Origin of the sequence: Burkholderia cenocepacia, assembly GCF_014211915.1 — a bacterium.
GTDB classification, from domain to species: domain Bacteria; phylum Pseudomonadota; class Gammaproteobacteria; order Burkholderiales; family Burkholderiaceae; genus Burkholderia; species Burkholderia orbicola.
In genome coordinates, this window is the sequence record NZ_CP060041.1 from 362438 (window position 1) to 387361 (window position 24924).

Below are 24924 nucleotides of genomic sequence, written 5' to 3' on the forward strand. Positions count from 1 at the left end.
CGCGTTCAGCCGACTCGCGCCGCGCCCTGCTGCTCCACTTCGGCGTCTTCGCTGGCCGTTCGGGCCAGCACCGGCTTCAGCGCTTGCCCGGTATGGCTGGCCTTCACCTGCACGAGCCCTTCCGGCGGCGCCGCCGCGACGATCGTGCCGCCGCCCACGCCGCCTTCGGGCCCGAGATCGATGATCCAGTCGGCTTCCGCGATCACGTCGAGATCGTGCTCGATCACGACGACGCTATGCCCGGCATCCACCAGCCGGTGCAGCACGCGGATCAGCTTCGCGACATCGGCCATATGCAGGCCGACCGTCGGCTCGTCGAGCACGTACAGCGTGTGCGGCGCCTTCTGGCCGCGCCGCGTGATGTCGTCGCGCACCTTCGTCAGCTCGGTGACGAGCTTGATGCGCTGCGCCTCGCCGCCGGACAGCGTCGGCGACGGCTGGCCGAGCGTCAGATAGCCGAGCCCGACGTCCTTCATCAGCTGCAGCGGATGCGCGATGTTCGAGATCGGCGCGAAAAACTCGACCGCCTCGTCGATCTCCATCGTCAGCACGTCGCCGATGTTCCGGCCGCGCCACGTGACGGCGAGCGTTTCCGGATTGAAGCGCTGCCCGTGGCACACGTCGCACGGCACCTTCACGTCCGGCAGGAAGCTCATGCCGATCGTGCGCACGCCTTGCCCTTCGCACGCGGGGCAGCGCCCGTCGCCGGTATTGAACGAGAAACGCGACGCCGTATAGCCGCGTGCGCGCGCTTCGAGCGTATCAGCGAACAGCTTGCGGATCGTGTCCCACACGCCGATATAGGTGGCCGGGCACGAACGCGGCGTCTTGCCGATCGGCGTCTGGTCGACTTCGAGCACGCGATCGATCTGCTCCCAGCCGCTCAGCGACTCGCAGCCTTGCCACGCATGCGTGACGTTCAGCGACGGCCGCGGTGCGCCGCGCGCGAGCACGCTCGAACGACGGTTGGCGGCCGGCGCGTCCTGCTGCGCGGCCTTGCGCGCACGCCGCGTGGCGGGCGACGACAGTACCGAGCGGCCGACCGCATCCAGCAGGTTCGTCATCAGCACGTCGCGCGCGAGCGTCGACTTGCCCGAACCGCTGACGCCGGTGACCGCGACGAGCCGCGCGAGCGGAATGCCGACCGTGACGTCGCGCAGGTTGTGCAGCCGCGCGCCATGCACGGTCAGCCAGGCTTCCGGCACGGCTTCACCGCCCTTCTTGCCCGGCAGGCTCACGCTGCGGCGGGGTTGCAACGGGTGCGTCATCGGCTGCGCGAGCAGGCGCCCCGTCACCGAATCGGCCTGCGCGGCGAGATCGGCCACCGCGCCTTGCGCGACCAGCGTGCCGCCGCGCTTGCCGGCGCCCGGGCCGACGTCGATGATGTGATCCGCGCGGCGGATCGTGTCCTCGTCATGCTCGACGACGACGAGCGTATTGCCCTTGTCGCCGAGCTTGCGCAATGCATCCAGCAGGATCTGGTTGTCGCGCGGATGCAGGCCGATGGTCGGCTCGTCGAGCACGTAGCACACGCCCTGCAGGTTGCTGCCGAGCTGCGCGGCCAGCCGGATGCGCTGCGCTTCGCCGCCCGACAGGCTCGGCGCCGCGCGGTCGAGGCTCAGGTAGCCGAGCCCGACTTCCTCGAGAAACGCGAGGCGGCTACCGATCTCGCTGACGATGTCGCGCGCGATCTGCGCGTCGCGCCCGGTGAGTTCCAGCGCGTCGATCCAGCGGCGCGTGTCCGACACCGTCCACTGCGCGACCTCCACGATCGGATGCGCATCGAACGTGACCGCGCGTGCGGACGGATTCAGCCGCGTGCCGTGGCAATCCGGGCACGGCTCGTTGCCGACGCCTTCCGGCTCCTGCTCGTCCGACGGCAGCGTCTGTTCGCGGCCGCGATCGTCGCCGGCGAGCACCGTGTCGTCGTACGCGGCGCGCTGCTCGCGGGTGAGCGTGACGCCGGTGCCGACACAGGTCGTGCACCAGCCGTGCTTGCTGTTGTACGAGAACATCCTCGGGTCGAGTTCCGGATAGCTCGTGCCGCATACCGGGCACGCGCGCTTCACCGACAGCACCTTGACCGCGCCGACCTGCGCGGTCGAATGATCGTTCTGCATCGCGTGATGCAGCCCGTCGAGCGGCGCGAGCAGGTGCATCACGCCCTTGCCGAGCTCGAGCGTCTCGTCGAGCCTGCGCCGCAACTCGGCCTCGTTGTCCGGCGACACGACGATATCGGCCACCGGCAATTCGATCGTGTGTTCACGGAACCGGTCGAGCTTCGGCCACGGATCGACCGTGACGAACTCGCCGTCGACGCGCAGATGCGTGCTGCCGCGCGCCTTCGCCCACTTCGCGAGATCGGTATAGACGCCCTTGCGATTGACGACGAGCGGCGCGAGCAGCCCGACGTGCTCGCCGCGATGATCGCGCAGCAATTGCGCGGCGATCGATTCGACGGATTGCGACGTGACCGGCGTGCCGTCGTGGATGCAATGCTGCAGGCCGAGCTTCACATACAGCAGCCGCAGGAAATGCCACACTTCGGACGTGGTCGCGACCGTGCTCTTGCGCCCGCCGCGCGACAGCCGCTGCTCGATCGCGACGGTCGGCGGGATGCCGTACACCGCGTCGACCTCGGGGCGGCCGGCCGGCTGCACGATCGAGCGCGCATACGCGTTCAGCGATTCGAGGTAGCGGCGCTGGCCTTCGTGGAACAGGATGTCGAACGCGAGCGTCGACTTGCCGGAACCCGACACGCCGGTGATCACGTTGAACTTGCCGTGCGGGATGTCGACGTCGAGCGACTTCAGGTTGTGCTCGCGCGCGTTGACGATCCGCACGACGTCCTCGCCTTCGATCGCACGGCGCGCGCGCGCCGCGTTCAGCACGGCCTGCAGCGGCACGCCTTCGTCGGCACCCGCGGCTGCGCCCTCCATCTCGCGGTCGTACTGCAGCAGCGCCACGCCGGTATGCGATTCGGCGCAGGCCTTCACGTCGTCGGGCGTGCCCGCGCACAGCACCAGGCCGCCGCCGTCGCCGCCTTCCGGACCGAGATCGATCAGCCAGTCGGCCGCGCGGATCACGTCGAGATTGTGCTCGATCACGATCAGCGAATGGCCGGCCGCGAGCAGCTTGCCGAACGCCTGCATCAGCTTCGCGATGTCGTCGAAGTGCAGCCCGGTGGTCGGCTCGTCGAACATGAACAGCTTCGCGCGGGCGATGCGCGCCTCTTCCGTCGCGACCCGGCGCCCGTTGGCCGCCGCCGCGGATTCGGCGAGGAAGCCGGCGAGCTTCAGGCGCTGCGCTTCGCCGCCCGACAGCGTCGGCACCGGCTGGCCGAGCTTCACGTATTCGAGGCCGACGTCGACGATCGGCTGCAGCACGCGCAGCACCTCGGCATCGGTCGCGAAGAACGCGGCCGCCTCGCTGACGGTGAGATCGAGCACATCGGCGATGTTCAGCGCGCGGCCGTCGCGCTCGATGCGCACTTCGAGAATCTCGGCGCGGTAGCGGCTGCCGTCGCAATCCGGGCAACGCAGGTAGACGTCGCTCAGGAACTGCATTTCGATGTGTTCGAAGCCCGAGCCGCCGCAGGTCGGGCAACGGCCGTCGCCCGAGTTGAAGCTGAACGTGCCGGCGCCGTAGCCGCGCTGCAGCGCGAGCGGCGCCTTCGCGAACAGCTTGCGGATTTCGTCGAACGCGCCGACGTAACTGGCCGGGTTCGAGCGCGTGGTCTTGCCGATCGGCGACTGGTCGACGAACACGACGTCGCCGACCTGGTCGGCGCCCGTGAGGCTGCGGAACGCGCCCGGCGATTCGGTCGCCTTGCCGTGGTGCCGCGCCATCGCCGGATACAGCACGTCCTGCAGCAGCGTGGATTTGCCGGAGCCGGATACGCCCGTCACGCACACGAGCCGCTGCAGCGGGATCTCGACCGTGACGTCGCGCAGGTTGTGCTCGGTCGCGCCTTCGAGCACGATGCGCGGCGTGTTCGCGTCGACCACGCGGCGCGCCCAGTTCGACGCATGCGCGACCTGCTTGCGGCCGCCGAGATACTCGCCCGTCAGCGTGCGCGCCGAACGGATGTCGCCGGGCGTGCCGTCGTACACGATCGTGCCGCCGCGTTCGCCCGGGCCGGGGCCCATGTCGATCAATCGATCGGCCGCGAGCATCACCGACGGATCGTGCTCGACCACGACCAGCGTGTTGCCCGCGTCGCGCAGCCGCTGCATCGCCTCGACGATCCGCGTGAGATCGCGCGGATGCAGCCCGATGCTCGGTTCGTCGAGCACGAACAGGGTTTTCGTGAGCGACGTGCCGAGCGCCGTCGTCAGGTTGATCCGCTGCACCTCGCCGCCCGACAGCGTGCGGCTTTGCCGGTCGAGCGTCAGGTAGCCGAGCCCGACGTCGCACAGGTATTTCAGGCGCGTGCGCACCTCGGCGAGCAGCAGTTTCAATGCGTCGTCGAGCAGCGCGCTCGGCAGCACGATGTCGTCGAAGAAGCGGCGGATGCGCTCGATCGGCAGCAGCATCAGATCGTGCACGGTCAGGCCCGGCAGCGCTTCGAGCTGCGCGCGGCTCCAGTCGACGCCGCGCGGCATGAAGCGGTCGGCCGGCGCGAGCACGGCGTCGGCATTCTCTTTCGAGCCGAGCCGCCATTGCAGCGACTCCGTCTTCAGGCGCGCGCCGCCACACACGTCGCACGGCGTGTAGCTGCGGTATTTCGACAGCAGCACGCGAATGTGCATCTTGTACGCTTTCGATTCGAGGTAGCCGAAGAAGCGCTTCACGCCGTACCACTGGCTCTGCCACTTGCCGTTCCAGTCCGGCGAACCGTTGACGACCCAGTCGCGCTCGGCGTCCGTCAGCTCGGACCACGCCACGTCGCGCCGGATGCCGGCCTTCGCCGCATAGCGCATCAGGTCGTCCTGGCACTCTTTCCACGCGGGCGTCTGCATCGGCTTGATCGCGCCGCCGCGCAGCGTCTTGCGCGCGTCGGGAATCACGAGGCCGAGATCGACGCCGATCACGCGGCCGAAGCCGCGGCAGGTTTCGCACGCGCCGTACGCCGAGTTGAACGAGAACAGCGCCGCCTGCGGCTCCGCGTAGCGCAGGTCGCTGTCGGGATCGTGGAGCCCGGTGGAAAAGCGCCAGATCAACGGCTCGGCCGTTGCGTTTTCCGCGTCCGCGGCCAGCACGTACATGTTCACGCGACCGCCGCCGCGCTTCAGCGACGCCTCGATCGCCTCCACCACCCGCGCCTTGTCGGCCTGCTGCACGCGAAAGCGGTCGGCCACCACGTCGAGCATCTTGCGCGGCCCGGTGGGCGACGCGACCTCGCGCTGCGCCTGCACGCGCGTGTAGCCGCTCGCCGACAGCCACTGCGCGATTTCCTCGTCGGACACCGCCTCCGGCAATTCGACCGGAAACGTGACGACGACGCGCGGATCGTCCGCCTGCGTGCGCGCGACGAGTTCCGCGTAGATCGTCTCCGGCGTGTCGTGCCGCACCTGCCGCGCGGTCTTGCGGTCGAACAGCTCGGCCGCGCGCGCGTACAGCAGCTTCAGGTGGTCGTTCAGCTCGGTCATCGTGCCGACGGTCGACCGCGAACTCCGAACCGGGTTGGTCTGGTCGATTGCGATCGCGGGCGGCACGCCGTCGACGCGCTCGACCTGCGGGCGATCCATCCGGTCGAGGAACTGCCGCGCGTACGCGCTGAAGGTTTCGACGTAGCGCCGCTGGCCTTCCGCGTACAGCGTGTCGAACACGAGACTCGACTTGCCGGAGCCCGACGGGCCGGTCACGACCGTCATTTCACCGGTACGCAGGTCGAGATCGAGATTCTTGAGGTTGTGCTGACGTGCTCCGCGAATGCGGATCAGATTGCTGGATGACAATTTGCCTGCCCGTCTGAATGAGTTAGCCGGAATTCACGGTGCCGGAACGCTGCGGCGGATGCCCGCAGGCGCGGCGCACGTGCCGCAAGGGTTGGACCTGTGCGGCTCGAGTTCGACGGGTACTATACTGTATATTCATACAGTTTTCCATGACGACCCTGCGGGCTTCATGGGCAGGCGGCCGGGAGGAGTCGACTCCATCGGTCGCCCCTCGCGGGGGATCGATGATTCGACCGCCGTTTCGCGGTCCAAGTACGGCGGCGCACGTCGATTCGAAACGGCTCCCGCCACTTCCTGCCTCGACAGCGCGGCTTACGTTTCCACGTGTGTCGCGCCCAGTTCCCGGTACGTCTCGGCAATCCAGTCGGCGATATAGTCGCGAACGTTCGTCACGTTGTCCGCGCTGCAGTGCTCGACGCCCCCTTCCGCCGCGGTGAAGAATTTCAACTCGCGCTTCGGGCTGTTCACCGCACCCTGATACTGCTGGATCGCGTATTCCCGCGGGATTTGCCGATCGGCGTCACCATGGACGATCAGGAACGGAACCGTGACCTCGTCGATGACGGGGGCCAGCGTGATCCGTTCCGAGAAGACCATGAATTCTTCAAGCGTGGCCTTGCCCCATACCCATCGGACATGATCCCAGTAGTGCGGAACCGGGTTGTCGCCCTCCCGCGCGAGGCGGCGCCGCTGCAGCTCACCCCAGTTGAAGTTCGCGCCCCACGCGACACACAGCCGGAAGCGCTTGTCGATCGCGACCGCGCGCGGTGCGTAGTACCCGCCGAGCGACCACGCGCACATGCCGAGCATCCGACTGTCGACGTCGGTACGCTGCGCCAGGTAGTCGGCGACAGCCCCCGCCCACACTTCCGACTCGATCAATGCGGTCAAGCCGCTCACACGCAGCGCTTCGCCGGTGCCCGGTTGATCGATCGCGAGACTCGAAATGTTGCGCGCCGCGAGTGCCTGCTGCACACCGATGCCGTAAATCGTCTCCTTGAAACTGTCGAGTCCGTTGGCGAACACCACGCACGGCGCGGCTGCCGATGCGTCGCCGCGCGCCGCAACGAACACGCCGGCGAGCGAGGCGCCGCGATACGGTATTTCGACCCGCTCGCAATTTTTCTCGTGAAGCTCGGCGAATCGGGCGAAACAACGCAGCGCCTTCGCATAGGCAGCCTTGCGGGGCTCGAATGACGGATGGGTCATCCGCTCGCCCGTCAGGTAGTACACCGCGGCGCGGCCGAATTTCGCCCCGGCGCTCAATCGCCGGCCCGCAGCCAGATCCGCTTCCGCCAGCGCACGAAGACGGTCGCCCAGATCGCACCAGGACAGAAAGAAGGCTTCGGTTGCACCGTCGTCGCTTCGTGTCGACGCGGCAACCAGCGAACGGCAAACCGCGTCGATCTCGCCGCTGTTTCCGCCCGACGCCAGCGCGATATTGACGGACAGATTCCATACATAGTTGGTGGGGAAATATTCGACCATTGTTTGCCCGGCGGGATTCGACCGCATCCCGCGTAACGTGACGACACAAGGAAACACCGCTGCAAATGACGCGCGGCACCATGGAATGCCGGCGTGCCGCCCGATCAGACCGGCGTTGCGCCCGCCCGAATGCCAGCGGTAATGAACGTCACCAGATGCGTGGCCTTGCTCTTCAACGCGCCCGCCTTGACCTTGCCGTTCGAGATCCGCTCGATGCGGCTGTCGAACGCGCTCATCACCAGTGCGCCGACGGCGAACAGGTAGGCCCAATGGGCGTAGCTGGCGCCATGGCCGGGGAGCGCCTTTCTGATCGCGCCGACGAATTCGGCCGCAAACGGGTCGAAATATTCGGCGACGATGCCGCGCTCCGCTTCGCGCGGATCGGATGCTTCACGTGCCACGAGCTTCGCGTACGCAAGGCCGGCGTCCGTACCCTGGATCTGCATGACGGGCAGCACGAACGCACGCACGATGTGCTCGAGCGGATCTTCCCCCGTGGCCACCGGCTCGCGCAGCATCGCCAGCCGCGCGTCCAGCACGGTTTTGCGGCGCTCGAACAACGCACGATACAGCCCCATCTTCGTCTCGAAGTGATACACGATCAGCGGCAAGCCGACGTCTGCCGCCGACGCGATATCCCGCATCGACACCCCGTCGAACCCCCCTTCGGCAAACAGGCGCTCCGCCACGTCGAGGACGCGCTCGCGCTTGCTCGTCTGGGCCGCGTCCTGCACTCGCCCCTCGCCGCGCGTGACGGTTGCCTTCTTCGTGGTTTTCCTTGCTTGCATGGTCCCTCTCATTCCTGTGCAGGTCTTCGCGCATGTCGTTCCGGTCATCACGCAACGACGGTTTGCATTCGCATCAAACTGACTGTACGATCGTACAGTCAATCATAGCACGAGCGTCTTCGTTCGTCGCGGTTGACCGCACACGCGAATGCCCGCCGCGCGCCCGGACTGCAGAGCCAGCGGCCACGGTCGCACCCTCCAACCACGAGTACCCGAACATGACACGACGCTTCGTCGATCTCTCGATCTATCTGGAAAACGATGTCATTTCCGATCCGCCGGGTTACGGCCCGACGATTCAGTATCTGGCGCACGAGGAAACGGCCAAGAGCGTGACGGCCTTCTTTCCCGGGCTGCAGGAACACGACCTGCCGGACAGCGAAGGCTGGGCTATCGAGCACGTCCGCTTGAGTACGCACAACGGCACCCATCTCGATGCGCCTTATCACTTTCACAGCACGATGAACGAATCGACGGGCGAGCGAGAGCGCGCGATCACCATCGACGAGGTGCCACTGGATTGGTGCTTCCAGCCGGGCGTGAAGCTGGATTTCACCGACCGAGCCGACGGCTACGTCGTTACTGCAGCCGACGTCGAAGCGGAGCTTTCACGCATCGATCACGTCCTCAAACCGCTCGAAATCGTCGTGGTCAATACCCGCGCGGGGCTGCGCTACGGGCAACCCGACTATGTATCGAGCGGTTGCGGCATGGGCCTCGACGCCACCCTGTACCTGCTCGAACGTGGCGTCCGGTTGACCGGCACCGATGCGTGGAGCTGGGATGCGCCGTTCGTGCATACGGCCAGGAAATACGCCGAGACGCACGACGCATCGCTGATCTGGGAGGGGCACAAGGCGGGTCGCCATATCGGCTATTGCCATCTGGAGAAGCTCCACAACCTCGAGGTGCTGCCGCCTCACGGCTTTTTTGTCTCGTGCTTCCCGCACAAAATTCGCGGCGCCTCCGCGGGCTGGACTCGCGCGGTCGCCATTTTCGACGATGCACTCAACGCCACGGCTTGAGACTCGCATCGAACCGCTTCATGCGAGGAATATCGATGGAACTGAATCACACGCACGACGTCACCCGGCGCAGCTGGGTGGATACGGCCAACGAGGCCGGTACCGACTTTCCGTTGCAGAACCTGCCGCTGGGCATCTTCCGACGCGCGGGCCGGGACGAACCCTGGCGCGGCGGGGTCGCCATCGGCAATCAGATCGTGGACCTCGCGGCGTTGCAGCAGGCAGGCGTGCTTGATGGTCTGGCCGCCGACGCCGTTCGGGCCGCCACGGCAACGACGTTGAATGCGCTGCTCGATATGGGCCCCGCCGCGTGGCAGGCGTTGCGCCATGCGCTGTTCGCATTGCTGGAAGCAGGCAGCCCGCACGAAAAAATCGTGCGTCACATGCTGGTGCCGCAGACGGACGCCGAACATGCCGTGCCCGTGCGCATCGGCGACTACACTGACTTCTATACTTCTCTCGACCATGCGTTGAACTGCAGTCGCCCGCTCGGGATGGCGATCAGCCCGAATTTCGACTGGCTGCCGATCGCGTATCACGGCCGCGTGTCGTCGATCGACGTGAGCGGCCAGCAAGTCTATCGGCCGGTGGGACAGTATCGGCCCGATCCGTCGTCCGCGCCCGTTCGAGGCGCATGCCGCCAGCTCGACTACGAGCTGGAAGTCGGTGCGGTGATCGGTACCGGCAATTCGCGCGGCACCGCGATCCCGCTGGCCGATGCGCAGCAACACCTGTTCGGACTGTGCCTGCTGAATGACTGGTCCGCTCGCGATATCCAGGCGTGGGAAATGCAGCCGCTCGGGCCGTTCCTGGCGAAGAACTTCGCGACGACCTTGTCGCCGTGGCTCGTCACGGTCGAGGCGTTGTTGCCCTACCGTACGACGTGGTCGCGCGTGGCCGCTCGCCCGCAGCCGCTCGACTATCTGGATGCCGAAACCAACAGGGCGGCCGGCGCGTTCGATATCCAGCTGGAGGCGTCGATCCTCAGCGCGCGGCAACTCGCGCAAGGGCAGCAACCGCGTACGTTGACGCACACCAGTTTCCGGCACCAGTACTGGACGCTCGGGCAAATGATCGCGCATCACACGATGGGCGGCTGCAATCTCCAGAGCGGCGACCTGCTCGGAAGCGGCACCGTTTCGGGACCGTCGCCGGGCGAGGCCGGCGCGTTGATCGAACTCACGTCGGGGGGAACACACCCGGTGGACATCGGCAACGGCGAAGCGCGCGCGTTCCTCGAGGATGGCGATACCGTGATCTTTCGCGGCTGGTGCGAGCGTGACGGCTTTGCGCGAATCGGGTTCGGCGCCAACTATGGCACGGTACTGCCCGCGCCGGTCGCGGACAGCGCGCGCTGATCGGCACGCGTTTCGGGCCGGTCACCGCGCGGCGCGGGGGCCGGCTTGAACGTCGAGCCGCACGCGCCGATGTGCTCATGAAATCGCCGCGAGCCATGCCTGCTCGCGGCGATTTCAATTCACGACGTACGCTCGGCGCTCAAAAGAGATGGCGCGCGCCAACGACGAGACTGGTGCTGCCGCCGGTCGGCGCGTAGAGCGCGCCGTTCACCGTAAATCCCGTATGCATCAACCCGTGGTTGTTCACGAAGGCCGCGGCGCCATACACCGTCGTTCGCTTCGACAGGGAGTAGTACAGCCCGGCGGACGTCAGCAGCGCATGGCTGGCCGAATCGTTGCTGTCCCGCATGTACCAGACGCCCGCGTCGGTGGACAACGTGGGCGTGATCAAATACTCGCCGCCGACCGAGTACACCTTCTCGTTGAAGGAATGGGCGATCTTGTAGCTCGTATACGAGCCTTTCAACGTCGCGGCGCCCCACGTATACGCTGCGCCGATCGTGCGGCCCGCGAATTCGACCGTCGACGGAAACGGCGTGGACGTACTCGCCGAACCGCCGGGATTGCCGCTGAAGAGTGCCGCGTTGGCCACCAGGTTTCGCCACTCGTATCTCAAGCGCGCCGCGTATTGACGGCCGGCCTGAAATTTCCCGGGATCGCCGCCCAGCGCCAGCAGCGCACTCGCCTGAAGACCGGCCACGGTCGGGCTCGTGTACGACACGGCATTGGCGACGAAGATGCCCGTCGCAAAAAAATTGCCCATGTAGATGCCGGCCTGACTGCCGAAGAACGATGCGTGCCGCGCGTCCGTGTCGACGATCGCCAGCCCGAACGGCGAGTACTGCATGCCGGCCTTGACGGTTCCGAATCGTCCCGAAAGCCCGACGAACGCCTGACGTCCGAACAGGTTGCCGTTCGAATTGCCCAGCGCGCCGTCGTTCATGGTGAAACCGCTTTCCAGCGTAAAGATCGCCTTGGTGCCCGCGCCGAGATCTTCGACGCCGGTTATCCCGAAATGGGAGCCGGAAATCCCGCCGTCCGTCATCGAGACCCGATGCGCTCCGTTCGTCCCGGTTCCCGCGTCGAAGCTGCGGCTCGTGTACATGACGCCGGCATCGACGACACCGTACAGCGTGACCGTACTTTGTGCATGCGCACTCGCGCCGACTGCCAACATGGCGGCTGCCGCCTGCATCCGCTTGAGCGGACAGCCTCTCCTCTTCCGATTCATGAGTCGATATCTCCTTTTATTTAATAGGCATACTTATTAATTGTCTTGAAAAATGCATGCGCGACACGCCATGCAAGCCATTCGACCGATATCGATCCGTCTTTTTATCAGTAATCCGTATCGATATTCACCCGCACCGCCCTGTCACTGAAAACATGCGAAACATGACGGCGATGCGACGTGTCCTTCGCGCGTTGCGATGCTGCCTGCGCGCCGCTGGGCGGCGCTGCGCTGAACCGCCCGCCCGAAACGGGCGAGCCTGCCGAAGGTCATGCGTTCACGGAAAAAGCCAACGACATCAAGTCGTCCGGTTGCGTCCGCGTGAGGGCGTAGAGTTCGAACCAGTTGTACCACTCGACCATCAGGTGGTCCGCGTGACCGCGAATCAAGTCGTCCGGTGCGGTCGACGGCCAGAAAATTTCCAGCCGCGCATCGAACCCCGGCGACGTATCCCTGAATTGATGCAGCAGGTACCCGACCGTCTCCCCGTCGATCGACTCGATTCGCCCCATCATGCGATGCGGCATATCGGGCGCCAGTTCGATCGGGACACCGCTCCAGTCGTCCAGATGCCGGAACTTCAGCAGCGCGGGGAACCGCGTATGGCCCGGCACTTCGAGAATGCCCACGCGCTCGCCGGGAAGCGATAGCGCGCCGAGATGCTCGGGGTGAGCGCGCAGCATCGCGGCGCTGTTCGGGCCGCTGTAACCGTCCCAGAACCACTTGATGAACGCCGCGCCGTCGCCCGCCACGACGTGCGCCTCGGCAACCGAAGAACGGAAACGACCATTGGCCCGCCTCGACCAGTCCCGCTCGTTCGCCTCGTGTTCCGCGATCTCCTTCGCGAATACCTTCACCATGCCCTCCGCCCCGAGCTTGTCCATCAACAGGGCCATCATGTGCCGGGCCCTTTTGACTTCCATCCTGAGGATGTCCTCGCTGGTTACCTCTGCCCCGGCTTTGAAAAACGTCACCGATTTCAATTCAACCTCCTGATCGCTATCGAACGAGACGACATGTTTTCGCATGTCGCCCGTTAATGCAAGTAAACTTGCATTAACGTTTACCGCAGGCGCCCCCCCTCCGGGCTCGGTCGTGCGCGGATTCGACATGGGGCGTCCCGCCGTCAGCCCTCGACGCCGCGTGTAAAATCCGCTCATGTCCAATTCCGCCGAAGCAGAATCGCCATCGCCTCGCCGCCGTCCTGGCGGCCGCAGCGCGCGCGTCCGTGATGCCGTGGTCGCGGCAACCATCGCCCAATTGCAGGAATCCGGTTTCGAGGGGCTCAGCATCGGCGCGGTCGCCGCGCTTTCCGGCGTGAACGAGAGTTCGATCTATCGCCGCTGGAAGAGCAAGGAAGGGCTGGTGATGGAAGCCGTGTTCGAGCTTTTTGCCGAGAACATCGTGATCCCCAATCGGGGTTCACTGCACGCGGATCTCGTCGCGCTCATGTCGGCAACCGTGCGCTACTTGCGCACCGGGGTGGGCCGGTCAGCGATCCAGTTCGTGCTCGCCACCTACAGCGACGCCGGCGTCACCAGCGAGTTGCACCGGCTGTGGACCAACCGGTTTTCGGCGGTCCAGCAGATTTTCGAACGCGCGACGCAGCGGGGAGAGTGGCACAGGGGCGCGGACCCGATGCCGTTGCTTCACTGCCTCATCGGCGCGGTGTATCTGCGAACGTTCATGCTGCGCGAACGCGTCACGGTCAATCAGCTTCGGGAATTGACGCTGTGGCTGCTGCGCGGGCAAAACGCCTGAACACGCAGATCGGTCGGACTCAACGGAAGTCGCGAACTCGTACATCTGGTTCTTCGTCACGCCCGGCCGGACCTGCGCCAGGTTCGCGAGATTCGGCTACGTGCCTTCCGGCAGCGCGGCCGTATCGGGCGACGGGAACGGCGGACCGCCTTGCTGCGTGGCGCATCCAGTCAGGCCAGCGACGCCGACCCGCGCCGCTGGCCGCGAACTTCGCCAGCTCGCGACCCGGCCGTCCGTGTAACGGTTCGCCTGCGACGGCGTGTTCGGGCAACCGGCCGGGCGAGACGCCGTGCTACGCGGGTTTGCGTAGCGGCTCCAGCAGGTGCCGCAAACCGTTATGGTCGATTTCGTGCATGAGCGCGAGCTGTCGGCCGAGTTCGCCGCGCGGGAACCCTTCGCGAGCCAGCCAGTTGAGGTAGGGGCCGGGCAGGTCGGCAATGAGTCGGCCCTTGTATTTTCCGAAGGGCATGGCGACGGTGACAAGGCATTCAAGATCGGGAGCTCGCATGCGCGTATTGTGCATGGCGTTCCGCTCTCCCGCGCATCGTTGCCCCGCCCGCGCGCTCACCGGTCCACGCCGGCCCACGGCCGCGCATCCGGCCCTTCGCGGAAGGCCGAATCGGCGAACCGGCCCCGATTGATGACCGGGATTCGCGTCAGCCGCCCCGCTTCCCGCCTGCTAGACTGAAATTTCCCCCTGCAAACCCTGGAGGGAATCATGATGTCCATCTATGTCGTGAAGACCGGCGAGCAGTTCCTCTGCACCGCCGAGGACGGCGATATCGGCATGGCGCCGGCCATCGAGGATGCCGCCTCCTTTGGTTCGTATGACGAAGCGGAGCAAGCCGCGAGCGCGAATGCCGACCCCGGGTACGAGATCGTGGCCGTCTGCATGATCCGACACTGAGCGCCATCCACGGCCCGGTACGGATGGCGATCCGCGTGCCGGACGCCAGTCGTCGCTCGGCGGCGGCGCCGCTGCGACGGACACCGCGTGCGCACGCCGTAACGAGCCTTGCCCGCTGCCGCTGTCCGCGGCGAGCACGCCTTGCCGCAAGCGAGCCGCCTGGCTTCGACGGTCACGCTTGCGGCAACTTGGCCGCCGCGTCCTACTTCTGCAGCGAGATTTCCACGCGACGATTGCGCGCGCGCCCTTCGGCGGTATCGTTCGACGCCGCCGGATTGGCTTCCCCGTGACCGGCCGCGGCGAACGAATCCGCCTTCAGCCCGTGCTCGCGCAAATACCCGGCGACCGCATCCGCCCGGCGCTTCGACAGCGCCTGGTTGTGCGCATCCGAGCCGGTCGCGTCGGTATAGCCGTCCACTTCCACGCGCGCGAAATGCCGGTCGGCCTGCCGGTTCAGCAGCGTGTCGAGCGCGGCGGTGGCCGCAGGCGTCAGCGCGGCCGAGTCCGTCGCGAAATACGCATCGCCGGTCAGGCTCAGCTGCTCGACCGGCGCGGGCGCCGGCGCAACGGCCGCGGCCGTCGGCGCGGGGGCCGCGCCGCACTGGAACACGATCGAATGCGGATCGGCGCCGTCGCGGTACGGCGTCGTGGTGTCGACCAGGCGCACGGGCTCGTTGCCGCACATGCGCGTCGCGACCTTCATGCAGGTCTTCGCGGTCGACAGGATGCCGTGGCAATCGACCTGGAACGTCCGGATGCCGTTTCGCGACTGCAGCTCGTACGCGTTGTACGTCGGCCCCGACGCACTCGAACAGGCCGCGAGGGAAACGACGGACGCCAGCAGAACAAGATGGATGTTTTTCACTTGATGACTCCGAGAATGCGATGAGCACGGCGCGTGCGGCGCGATGTCGCGACGCCTCCGCGCACGTTGGCGTTCGGCGCGGTCCGCTCCGGCCACGCGGGCCGGAACGGACCGCTGCGCACGATCACTTCCACTGATACAGCATGCCCGCGCCGACGACGCGCTGGCTGCCGGCGAAACCGCCGTTCAGCGTCGCCTTCAGGTTCTCCGTGACGCGCGCCTGCACGCCGACCGCCATGGCCTTCTGGCCCTGGAACGTCGCCGTGCCGACCCCCATCGCGAAGTTCGAATCGCGGTCCATGTGCGGAATCGACGCCATCGCGGCGGTCGCGGCGATCCCCTCGCGGGCCATCGAATCGGTCTGCTGGATCTGCTGCTGCATCTGCGTGAGCTGGTTGTTGACCGTGTTCAGCGACTGCGTGAACTGGTTCGATACCGCGTTCAGCTGGTTCACGTTCACCGCGTCGGTGCCCTGCGTACCGGCCGCGACGTTCACGACCTGCCGCGCCGAATCCGCCGAGCCAACCGCGACCACGTTCGAGCGGCCGCCGTCGTTGCTGCCCGTGCCGATCGCGGTCGAATTGTTGCCCGCTGCCGTGGCGCCCACGCCGATCGCGGAAGAGCCGTTGCCCGATGCGAGCGCATTGTTGCCGACCGCCGTGCTGTTCGAGCCCGATGCGACCGCCCCCGAGCCGCCCGCCGACGAATTAGACCCACTCGCGCCCGGCGGCACGTTCGCGCCGTTCGGGTTCGTCGTGTACTGCCCGCCGAGGTTGGCCGTGCGCTGGTCGATCAACGTCGTCAGCTGGTTCGCGACCGAATCGAGCTGCGACACGTTCACCGCATCGGTGCCGTTCTTGCCGGCCGCGAGGCCGGTGATCTGGCGGTTGCCGATGTTGATTTCGCCAGCCGACGACTGCGGGCTGCTCAGGCCGTACGCGACATAGTTCGTCAGCGCGCCGACCGTGGTCAGCGAACCGGCGCCGAGCGCGACGCTGTTCGCGAACGTCGCCGACGCACCGGCACCGAGCGCGAGCGCATCGGTCGCCGTGCTGCGCGCGCCCGAGCCGAGCGCGACGCTGCCGACACTGACCGCCACCGCATTCGCGCCTTGCGCGACCGACTGCGCGCCGGTCGCCGTCGCGCCGCTACCCAGCGCGATCGCGTCGGACTGCGCGGAGCTCGCCGCCTGGCCGATCGCGATCCCGCCCGGCGCGGTCTGGTCGACGATCGCGCCGTTGCCGATACCCACGCCGTTGTCGCCGTTGACGACCGTCGTCGGCCCGACCGCGACCGATTCCGCGCCGACCGCGAGCGAATCCGCCGCCGTCGAATTCGCGTGGAAGTACTTCTGGCCGGTGACCGCGAACGACTGCAGCGCGCCGGTCAACTGGCGCACCGTCACCGCATCCTGCTGGCCGGTGCCGTCCGCGACGTTGGTGATCTGGCGGTACGTCTTGTTCGTCGCATCGCCGACCGACACCGCGCCGAGCAGCGTTTGATCCGTCGTGTCGAACGGGATCGACGCGCTACCGTTGCGGAGGATGCCCGACGACGGCACCACGGCGCGATCGGCCACCGAACCGGAGCCGAGCGCGATGCTGCCGTCGACCTTCGAGATCGCGTTCGGTCCGATCGCGACGCTGTCCAGGCCGAGCGCCTGGCTGTCCGGCGCGGTCGAATTCGCGTGGAAGTACTTGATGCCGTTCGCGTTGATGTTGTCGATTGCCGAGCCGACGTTGTGGTTGATCGTCGTCGAGCCGTCGCTGTTGTACGTCACGTACGACGGTGACGAGATCGTGCCGGTGGTCGGATCGTAGGTGGCCCCGCCGCCGATCGCACCGGCCGTGCTGTTGCCGAGATTCGTGTTGTTGTTCGCGATCGAGCTGAGGCCCGTCGACAGCGAGCTGATCCCGGTCGACGTGGCGGTCGACAACGAGGTCAAATTGCTGTTCGTCGAACTCAGGCCGGTGGACAACGAACCGACGACCGTCGACGTCGACGTGGACAGCGACGTGATCGAGCTGTTGGTCGAACTCAAGCCGGTGGACAGCGAGCCGACGACGGTCGAGGTCGACGTGGACAGCGACGTCAGGTTGCTGTTGGTCGAGCTCAGGCCGGTGGACAGCGAGCCGACGACCGTCGACGTCGACGTGGACAGCGACGTGATCGAGCTGTTGGTCGAGCTCAGGCCGGTCGACAGCGAGCTGATGCCCGTCGACGTCGACGTGGACAGCGACGTCACCGAGCTGTTGGTCGAGCTCAGGCCGGTCGACAGCGAGCTGATGCCCGTCGACGTCGACGTGGACAGCGACGTCACCGAGCTGTTGGTCGAACTCAAGCCCGTGGACAACGAGCCGACGACCGTCGACGTGGACGTGGACAGCGACGTCACCGCACTGTTGGTCGAGCTCAGGCCGGTGGACAGCGAACCGATACCCGTCGACGTCGAGGTGGACAGCGACGTGATCGAACTATTGACCGACGACAGCCCCGTCGATGTGGACGTCGACAGCGACGTCACCGTGCTGTCGGTCGAACTCAGCCCGGTGGACAATGAACCGATGCCCGTCGAGGTCGAAGTGGACAACGACGCGATCGAACTATTGGCCGACGACAGCCCCGTCGATGTGGACGTCGACAGTGACGTCACCGTACTATCGGTCGAACTCAGGCCGGTCGACAACGAGCTGATGCCGGTCGACGTCGACGTGGATAGCGATGTCACCGCGCTATTGGTCGAGCTCAGCCCAGTCGACAGCGAACTGATCCCGGTCGACGTCGAAGTCGACAACGACGTCACCGCGCTATTGGTCGAACTCAGCCCGGTCGACAGCGACGAAACGCCGGTCGACAACGACGTGATGCTCGACGCCGTCGACGTCGACAGCGAATCGAGCGCCGTGTTCGTCGCCGCGAGTTGCGACCCGTTGATCGCGTCCGTACTCGACGAACTGATCCGCCCGGCCGCGACATTGGTGATCTGGCGCTCGCTGCCCGCGTTACCGACGCTGACGACGCTCGCCGGATTGATGCCGTTGAAGCTGTACGTGACGCCGCCGATGACCGCGCTGGCCGTCGGATTCGGCGCGGCCGTCGTCGATCCCGAGCCGAGCGCGACATCGTTTGCGTTGTTGGCCACGGCCGACGCGCCGAACGCGACGGCGCCCGCCGCCGCTGCCGTCGACGTATTGCCGAGCGCCAGGGAACCCGTGCCCTGCGCGTTGTTGGTGTTGCCGATCGCGACCGCGCCGTCGCCGTTCGCCGTGTTGTTCGACCCCATCGTGACCGCGCCGGTGCCGATCGCGGTGCTCGGATCGCCGATCGCTACCGCGCCGTTGCCGCTCACCGTCTGGCCATAGCCCAGCGCGACGGCGCCGATACCGCCCAGCACCTTCGAGCCGTAACCGCCCGCGACCGAACCCGCGCCTGCCGCCGCGGCAACCGAGTTGGAATCGCCGATCGCCACGGTCGACGTCGCCGCCGCGACGCTGTTGATACCGACCGCCGTCGCATTCGTGGCCGATGCCGTCGCACCGGGCCCCAGCGCGCTGGCGGACACGCCGGTCGCCAGCGACAGATTGCCGAGCGCGGTCGCGAACTGCTGGGTCGCGGTCGACTGCACGCCCATCGCGATCGAACTGACACCCGACGCATTGGCGTTCAGGCCGAAGGCCAGCGCCTGATCGGCGCCGGCATTCGTGTTCGAGCCCATCGCGATCGAACTCGTGCCGAGCGACTGCGTGCCCGACCCGGGCACGCCCGCGGTGCCGCCCCAGCCGATCGCAATCGACGAGGTGCCTTTCGCGCCGCTGTTCACGCCCATCGCGAGACCGGAATTGCCGGTTACCAATGCGCCGCTGCCCAGTGCGACACCTGCCGTGCCCGTACTCGTCGCCTGATTGCCGATCGCGACGTTGCCGGTATCCGTCGCATGCGTCGCATAGCCGAGCGCGACGCTTTGCGCCCCGGCCGCGCTCGCCCCGAGACCCAGCGCGGCCGCATACTGGCCGGACGCGAACGCATTGTTGCCGAGCCCGATGGCGGAGACGCCGGTAGCGGACGCGCCGCTGCCGATCGACACCGTGCCGCTTTGCGTGGCCTGCGACAAATTCCCGATGGCGACCGCGTAGGGGCCTGAACCGATGGCCTGCACGCCCATCGCCACGCTGTTGACGCCGTTCGCTTGCGAGTTGATGCCGATGGCCGTCGATCCGTCACCCATCGCGTGCGCGCCTGGGCCCAGTGCCGTGGCCGATGTGCCTGCCGCCGTGGACAGGTTACCGAACGCGGTTGAATTCACCTGCGTGGCCACCGAACCGTTACCGACCGAGATCGAACTGGCGCCGCCGGTCGCGGAGCCGCCGCCCGCCGAATACTGCGCGTGCGCGCCAGCCTGAAACAGCCCGAGATACGCGGCCGCCAGCGTCATCACGATGCGCCGCGGCGACAACCCTGCATGCGCGCCAGGGCGCACGGCGGCGCCCGCCTGCGCGACGTGCTCGGCCACACTTCTCGACGACGCCACCCGCTTCCCGCGCGCCCGGTCAAGTTCCGAAGCCGCAACCCAGGCTCCCAGTGCTTCGTTCCAGATCGACTTGAACGACTTGTTCATCTCTGTTCCCTCGGTTCTCATGTGCTGGATGACGCAACAGCGAACGCGACATCAGGCGCGGCGCAGACCCTCTCCGCTTTCGCCTGCCCCGCGACGCTCCGCTTGCTACTTCGCATAACTAATAAAAACTACGAACAGCGTTGCTCGACACGCTCGACACCATCGCAACGGCACGGCCGATCGACGCGCGTGCCCGTTCGGCACGACACGCGATCACGATCGCCGGTTAGCGGCTCATGGAAGTCGACGTCGCCGGCCCGGCGGCGACACGGTGCATGCCGCGCTGCGAGACCGCACACGCGTCCACCGTCGCTCCCGCCGAAGGGCGACGTCGAATCTCATTGGAAAAGCGTCGCTCGGACGCTGGACGAACGGACGCCGGCCCGCATCGCGGGCGGCCCGTCATGTGTCATTCAGGCGGCGAAAGGCGCCATGCTGTCCCCGGGTCTGAAGCATGCGCCGCCGGATCGCTGACGCTGACAGCCGGCACCGGATCGATCGACCCGACGCCCTGACCTGCCATGCTTGTCGTATTCATATTTTTCGTATCCGCCTGATTCGATAGAGCGCCGCGCACGGCCTTCGGATCGATCAAACCGCCCGGCGGCCCACGCGAAACCACTCACCCCTTTCCGTCCGGCGGGCGCCCCGTTTTTCCGGATTTCCGGAAAAAAACCGGCTACTCGACGAACGACCCCGGCATCGAATTAATCGATCGAATTTGCTTGACGATTTCTTCTCGCTCGATGCCTTGCACCCACACCCACGCCGTCATTTCCCGATTCGTCTTGTATATCAATCATTTCACGAATCATGACGTTTTCATTACCCTCGTGCCTGTTATTCTTTTGTCATCGCCCTCTCATCATCTGAGAATGCCATCATTCAATGTGACATTGAATATCGGCTGCCATTGAGGCGACGGCAACAGCAATTTTTGCGGCAACCGGAGTCGGTGAAAGAACCGATTCCAGCCGCGTCGGGGCTAGTGTGCGGGCATTTGCTCAAACAAACCTTTTCCGCAGCGGACAAATCCTTTTCCCGAGCGGACAGCATTTACATTCATACACATCCGCAGGAAATCCTATTTTCCGAAAAGCGAAATATCCCCGCGACATCAACGAAAACTTAATCGCCACGACAATGAATTAGCAGATTCCATTTACGCCGCACCATCTGACACTCGACACCTCGCACATGAATTCATCATCCGGGCCATTCAAATTTCAAAAACCCCTCAACCGGAAATAAAGACCGGAATTTTATTAATCGATTCGGCACAATTTTCCGAAGCACCGACACTCCCGCCGCGCATCCGCCATGCCCCTGCGACAAGCCCACACGCGCCGCACGGAATCCTCACAATCGGCGCTGTTGTCGACATATAATTTTTCGCAACAATCGTCCAGATTGCGATGCCGCCGACCTGACAGGCCCACTCCCTTCCAACGCGTTCGCAACCATGTCATCCCGCTTGCCCAGTTCGGCGTCGCCACGCACCACGCCGGATCTCGCTGGCGCCCATATCCTGATCGTCGACGACCGCCCGAACGACCTGCGGCTCCTGACCGAAATCCTGCGCACCGCGCGGTGCCGGATCAGCGTCGCGTTCGACGGGCTGCAGGCCTATCACCGCGCGCAGGCCATCGCGCCCGACCTGATCCTGATGGACGTCCGCATGCCGCGCATGGACGGTTTCGCCGCGAGCCGGCTGCTGGCGTCCACACCGTCGACGCAATCCATTCCGGTGATCATCCTGACGGCCGCCGGCGATCTCGAGGATCGCATCGCGGGGCTCGAAACCGGGGCGATCGACTACATCGTCAAGCCGTTCGAACCGGCGGAAGTCATCGCGCGAATCCGCAATCATCTGAAGCGCACGCGGCGCAGCCAGCCGTTCGCACACCTGCCCGATTTGCCCGACAACCCCGACGCCGCCCTCGTGCGCGCGGCGAGCGAGGTACTGCTGCGCGACCTGCGCCATCCGCCGGCGCTCGAGGATCTCGCGAAGCAGGTCGGCACGCACGAAAAGCGGCTGTCGCGCGTGTTCCGCGATCATCTCGGCCAGACCGTATTCGAATACCTGCGCGATACGCGGCTGCGCGCCGCGATGCACTTCCTGTCGGAAACGTCGATGGGCATCGGCGACATCGCCGAGGAAATCGGCTTTTCCACGCCCGGCAATTTCGCGACGGCATTCCGCGAACGCTTCGGCATCACGCCGTCCGACTGGCGGCGCCAGCGCCACGCCGTCGACGCGCCGGCCGCGCCGGGGGGCACCACGGCGATGCGTAGGCGCGACGCGGCATGGACGGCGGGATGTCGCGTGTTGCTCCTGCTGCTGGCGGCGCTGGCCGTCACGTGCGCGACGGCCCGTGCCGCAACGGCGCCGAATCCCGCGCAACTCGAAGCGGTATCGGTTTTGGAGGACGCCGGCACGACGCTATCGGCCGACGAGGTCGCCGCGCGGTTCGCCGATCCGTCGCGTCACGCAGCCACCCCGGCCCGCACCGCGTTCAACGTGACGTTCTCGCGCTCGGCGTGGTGGGTCCGCGCGACGCTGATCAACCGCGACAGCGGGACGCGCCCGCTGGTGCTCGCGATTCGCGATGCGCGCGTCGACCGGGCCGATTTCTATGTCGGCCGGCACGGCCAGTGGGTGCTCGAGCGCAGCTTCCCGACCGATCGCGGCGACGCGCTCGATGCGCCGTCGCGCTACCCGACCCTCGACGTCACGCTGCGCGCGGGCGAACCGCTGCCCGTGCTGATCCGCATCACGTCGCGCAAGGAAATGCGGCTCGCGCCGGTCGCGTTCACCCGCGACGGGTGGATCGCGCAGGAATTGCACGCGTCGATGTGGAACTTCGGGTTCTTCGGCGGGCTGCTCGCCCTCGTCTGGTGCGCGCTGCTGATCGGCTTTTTCTCGCGCAGCGGCGTATTCCACGTGCTGGCCGCGCTGACCCTGAACACCGCGCTGTTCGAAGCGGCGTATCGCGGCTATCTCGCGATGGCGCTGTCGCCCGGCGCGCGCGAGTGGTCGACGCGCGGCGAAACGATCTTCGCGTACCTGTCGGTCGCGTGCTTCATCGTCTTCATCCTGATGGTCGCGCATCGCGAGAAGGCCAGGATGCCGATGCGCGCGGTGTACGTGGTGTTTCTCGTGCTCGAATGCGTGGGGATCGCCGGCGCGGCGTTCGGCGATCTGGCGACCTTCGCGTGGTTCTGCCTGTGGCTGAACACCGTGCTCGCGATCGTCAACATCAGCCTCGCGCTGATGCTCGTGATCCGGCGCACGCCGACGGGCCGCGTGATGCTGATCGCGGTCGCGTTCGCGACGTTCAACATGCTGATCCGCATGCTCGACGGCCGCGATGCGCTGCCGCCCGTGCTGTCATGGATCCGGTCCGACGTCTTTCCGAACCCGGTCATCGCGATCATCGGGCTCGCGACGCACCTGCTGGTGCTGGCCGCGTGGATTCACCACGTGGGCCGGCAGCGCACCGAGGCACGCAAGCGGCTCGAACACTGGCAGCTCACCGAACAGGACCGGCTGCGCGACGAGGTCGCGCGGCGCACGGTGGCGCTCAACGACGCGTTGCAGCAGTCGAAGACGCACATGCAGCAGAAGATCGAAACGCTCGGCTATGTCAGCCACGACCTGCGCGCGCCGCTGTCGACGATCAACGGCTATGCGAAGCTGCTGCTGGAAGGCGCGACACGCGGCCAGGCGCGGCTGATCCGGTCGATCGACCGCAGCATCCGCTATCAGCTCGCGCTGATCGACGAATTGCTCGCGTTCACGAAGGCCGAACTCCAGCCGCTCGGCGTCGCGCCCGACCGCACCGACCTGCCCGGGCTGCTGGACGACATCGGCCACTACGCGGTCGCGCTGTGTGCGCAGCAGGACAACCGGTTCGTCTACCGGCCGGTCACGGCGCTGCCGCGCACGGTGCTGATCGACGGCATCCGGCTGCAACAGGTATTGCTGAACCTGCTGTCCAACGCATCGAAATTCACGCGCAACGGCACGGTCACGCTGTCGATCCACGCGTCGCGCGAAGGCGATGCATGGCGCCTGCTGTTCGAGGTAGCCGATACGGGCATCGGCATCGACATCACCACGACCACCGACATCTTCCGCGCGTACCAGCAGGTGCAGGCGGTGAACGGCGGCACCGGGCTCGGCCTGTTCATCGCGCAGCGCATCGTCACCGCGATGGGCGGCGAGCTGGCCGTCGCGAGCCAGCCGGGCGTCGGCACGACGTTCTCGTTCGCGGTCGTCGCGCCGGCCCTCGGCCATGCGCTCGCACCGGCGTCGGGGCTCGTCCGGCAGTTTCATCCCGCCGACGAAGCGGAGCCGGCACACGCGGCGCCGGCGATGCGCAGCCCGCCCGCCGACGCGCTCGCCGAGCTGATCGCGCTCGCCGGCGAAGGTCGGCTGACCGATATCGAGGAATGGCTCGGCCAGTACGTGGACGAGCCGGGCCATGCGCCGTTCGTGCAGGAAATGCGCGAGCACCTCGATGCGCTGGACCTGCACGCGATCGAAAAACTGGCCGGCTCGCTGAAACGCATGCGCGTCGCGGATACGCCCTTCGACATCGAGACGGACGCGACCGGGCCGGCCTGACGGCACGGCCCCACGCGCGGCCGGCAGGCGGCCGCGCGCATCACTCCATCGCGGTTCGCTCGCGCTGCCGATCGGCCCGCTCGACCACGCGGGCCAGTCGAATGATGTCGGTCAGTCCGAATTCGCCGGCATCCGGGCGTGGGCGGCCGTGTTCGTCAGCCACGCGCATCGCGAACGCCAGCGCTTCCGAGCGCTCGCGCAGCAGCCCCCGCAGCGCATCGGCCACGATCCGGCAGTCGCGCGCGTCGCCGAGATCGAGCAGCGGCCGACGGCCATGCTCGACGGCCAGCGCATCGGCCACGTCCGCTGTCATGTCATCGCGCTTCATCTCGTTCTCCTCGCGCCAGGGTAGTCGG

The 24924-nt window shown here is 66.6% G+C and carries 15 protein-coding genes and 1 pseudogene; 6 read left to right on the forward strand and 10 right to left on the reverse strand.

Annotation, left to right across the window (positions count from 1 at the left end; genetic code table 11):
• Positions 1 to 5: 5 nt before the first annotated feature.
• The 3 genes from uvrA to SY91_RS30855 form a co-directional block, all read right to left on the reverse strand.
• Positions 6 to 5900, reverse strand: coding sequence for an excinuclease ABC subunit UvrA (uvrA, locus tag SY91_RS30845; protein WP_023475160.1), 5895 nt, complete (start codon positions 5898 to 5900; stop codon positions 6 to 8).
• 312 nt (positions 5901 to 6212) lie between these two features.
• The gene (locus SY91_RS30850; protein WP_043886739.1) at positions 6213 to 7415 is read right to left on the reverse strand and encodes an alpha/beta hydrolase family protein; all 1203 of its coding nucleotides are present in this window, start codon (positions 7413 to 7415) and stop codon (positions 6213 to 6215) included.
• Positions 7416 to 7492: 77 nt separating this feature from the next.
• Complete coding sequence (locus SY91_RS30855) at positions 7493 to 8176, reverse strand: TetR/AcrR family transcriptional regulator (RefSeq protein WP_023475162.1); 684 nt, start codon at positions 8174 to 8176, stop codon at positions 7493 to 7495.
• A 218-nt stretch (positions 8177 to 8394) separates the two neighbouring features.
• On the opposite strand from SY91_RS30855, the gene SY91_RS30860 reads away from it, so the two are divergent.
• Positions 8395 to 9201, forward strand: coding sequence for a cyclase family protein (locus SY91_RS30860; RefSeq protein WP_011549162.1), 807 nt, complete (start codon positions 8395 to 8397; stop codon positions 9199 to 9201).
• A gap of 35 nt (positions 9202 to 9236) precedes the next feature.
• Positions 9237 to 10559, forward strand: coding sequence for a fumarylacetoacetase (gene fahA, locus SY91_RS30865; protein WP_023475163.1), 1323 nt, complete (start codon positions 9237 to 9239; stop codon positions 10557 to 10559).
• A gap of 139 nt (positions 10560 to 10698) precedes the next feature.
• On the opposite strand, the gene SY91_RS30870 is transcribed toward fahA, so the two are convergent.
• Together SY91_RS30870 and SY91_RS30875 are read right to left on the reverse strand one after the other, a co-directional pair.
• The gene (locus tag SY91_RS30870; RefSeq protein WP_023475164.1) at positions 10699 to 11736 is read right to left on the reverse strand and encodes a porin; all 1038 of its coding nucleotides are present in this window, start codon (positions 11734 to 11736) and stop codon (positions 10699 to 10701) included.
• A 323-nt stretch (positions 11737 to 12059) separates the two neighbouring features.
• Positions 12060 to 12950, reverse strand: a complete 891-nt coding sequence (locus SY91_RS30875; RefSeq protein WP_234621775.1) for a hypothetical protein — start codon at positions 12948 to 12950, stop codon at positions 12060 to 12062.
• Between SY91_RS30875 and SY91_RS30880 the strand changes: the two genes are divergently transcribed.
• The gene (locus SY91_RS30880; protein ID WP_043886742.1) at positions 12949 to 13551 is read left to right on the forward strand and encodes a TetR/AcrR family transcriptional regulator; all 603 of its coding nucleotides are present in this window, start codon (positions 12949 to 12951) and stop codon (positions 13549 to 13551) included. The genes SY91_RS30875 and SY91_RS30880 overlap by 2 nt on opposite strands.
• A gap of 292 nt (positions 13552 to 13843) precedes the next feature.
• Here SY91_RS30880 and SY91_RS30885 read toward each other — a convergent pair whose 3' ends face one another.
• On the reverse strand, positions 13844 to 14059 hold the full coding sequence (locus SY91_RS30885) for a DUF3820 family protein (protein ID WP_043886758.1): 216 nt from the start codon (positions 14057 to 14059) through the stop codon (positions 13844 to 13846).
• A gap of 210 nt (positions 14060 to 14269) precedes the next feature.
• Here SY91_RS30885 and SY91_RS30890 point away from each other — a divergent pair, with 210 nt between their 5' ends.
• Positions 14270 to 14458, forward strand: coding sequence for a hypothetical protein (locus SY91_RS30890; protein ID WP_023475168.1), 189 nt, complete (start codon positions 14270 to 14272; stop codon positions 14456 to 14458).
• A 202-nt stretch (positions 14459 to 14660) separates the two neighbouring features.
• On the opposite strand, the gene SY91_RS30895 is transcribed toward SY91_RS30890, so the two are convergent.
• The 3 genes from SY91_RS30895 to SY91_RS30905 form a co-directional block, all read right to left on the reverse strand.
• Positions 14661 to 15323 carry an OmpA family protein gene (locus SY91_RS30895; RefSeq protein ID WP_023475169.1) on the reverse strand — a complete coding sequence of 221 codons (663 nt, stop codon included), beginning with the start codon at positions 15321 to 15323 and terminating at the stop codon, positions 14661 to 14663.
• A 124-nt stretch (positions 15324 to 15447) separates the two neighbouring features.
• Entirely contained in the window at positions 15448 to 19938 is a 4491-nt protein-coding gene (locus SY91_RS35555; protein ID WP_023475171.1) for a YadA-like family protein, read from the reverse strand.
• Positions 19939 to 20347: 409 nt separating this feature from the next.
• Complete coding sequence (locus SY91_RS30905; RefSeq protein WP_158305058.1) at positions 20348 to 20533, reverse strand: hypothetical protein; 186 nt, start codon at positions 20531 to 20533, stop codon at positions 20348 to 20350.
• An 867-nt stretch (positions 20534 to 21400) separates the two neighbouring features.
• On the opposite strand from SY91_RS30905, the pseudogene SY91_RS30910 reads away from it, so the two are divergent.
• Both SY91_RS30910 and SY91_RS30915 read left to right on the forward strand, forming a co-directional pair.
• Positions 21401 to 22233, forward strand: a pseudogene (locus tag SY91_RS30910) (response regulator).
• Positions 22226 to 24568 carry a sensor histidine kinase gene (locus tag SY91_RS30915; protein WP_043886743.1) on the forward strand — a complete coding sequence of 781 codons (2343 nt, stop codon included), beginning with the start codon at positions 22226 to 22228 and terminating at the stop codon, positions 24566 to 24568. The pseudogene SY91_RS30910 and the gene SY91_RS30915 overlap by 8 nt, the downstream one beginning before the upstream one ends.
• Before the next feature lie 40 nt (positions 24569 to 24608).
• Here the strand turns inward: SY91_RS30915 and SY91_RS30920 are convergent, their stop codons facing one another.
• The gene (locus SY91_RS30920) at positions 24609 to 24896 is read right to left on the reverse strand and encodes a hypothetical protein (protein ID WP_023475174.1); all 288 of its coding nucleotides are present in this window, start codon (positions 24894 to 24896) and stop codon (positions 24609 to 24611) included.
• Between the last annotated feature and the right edge of the window lie 28 nt (positions 24897 to 24924).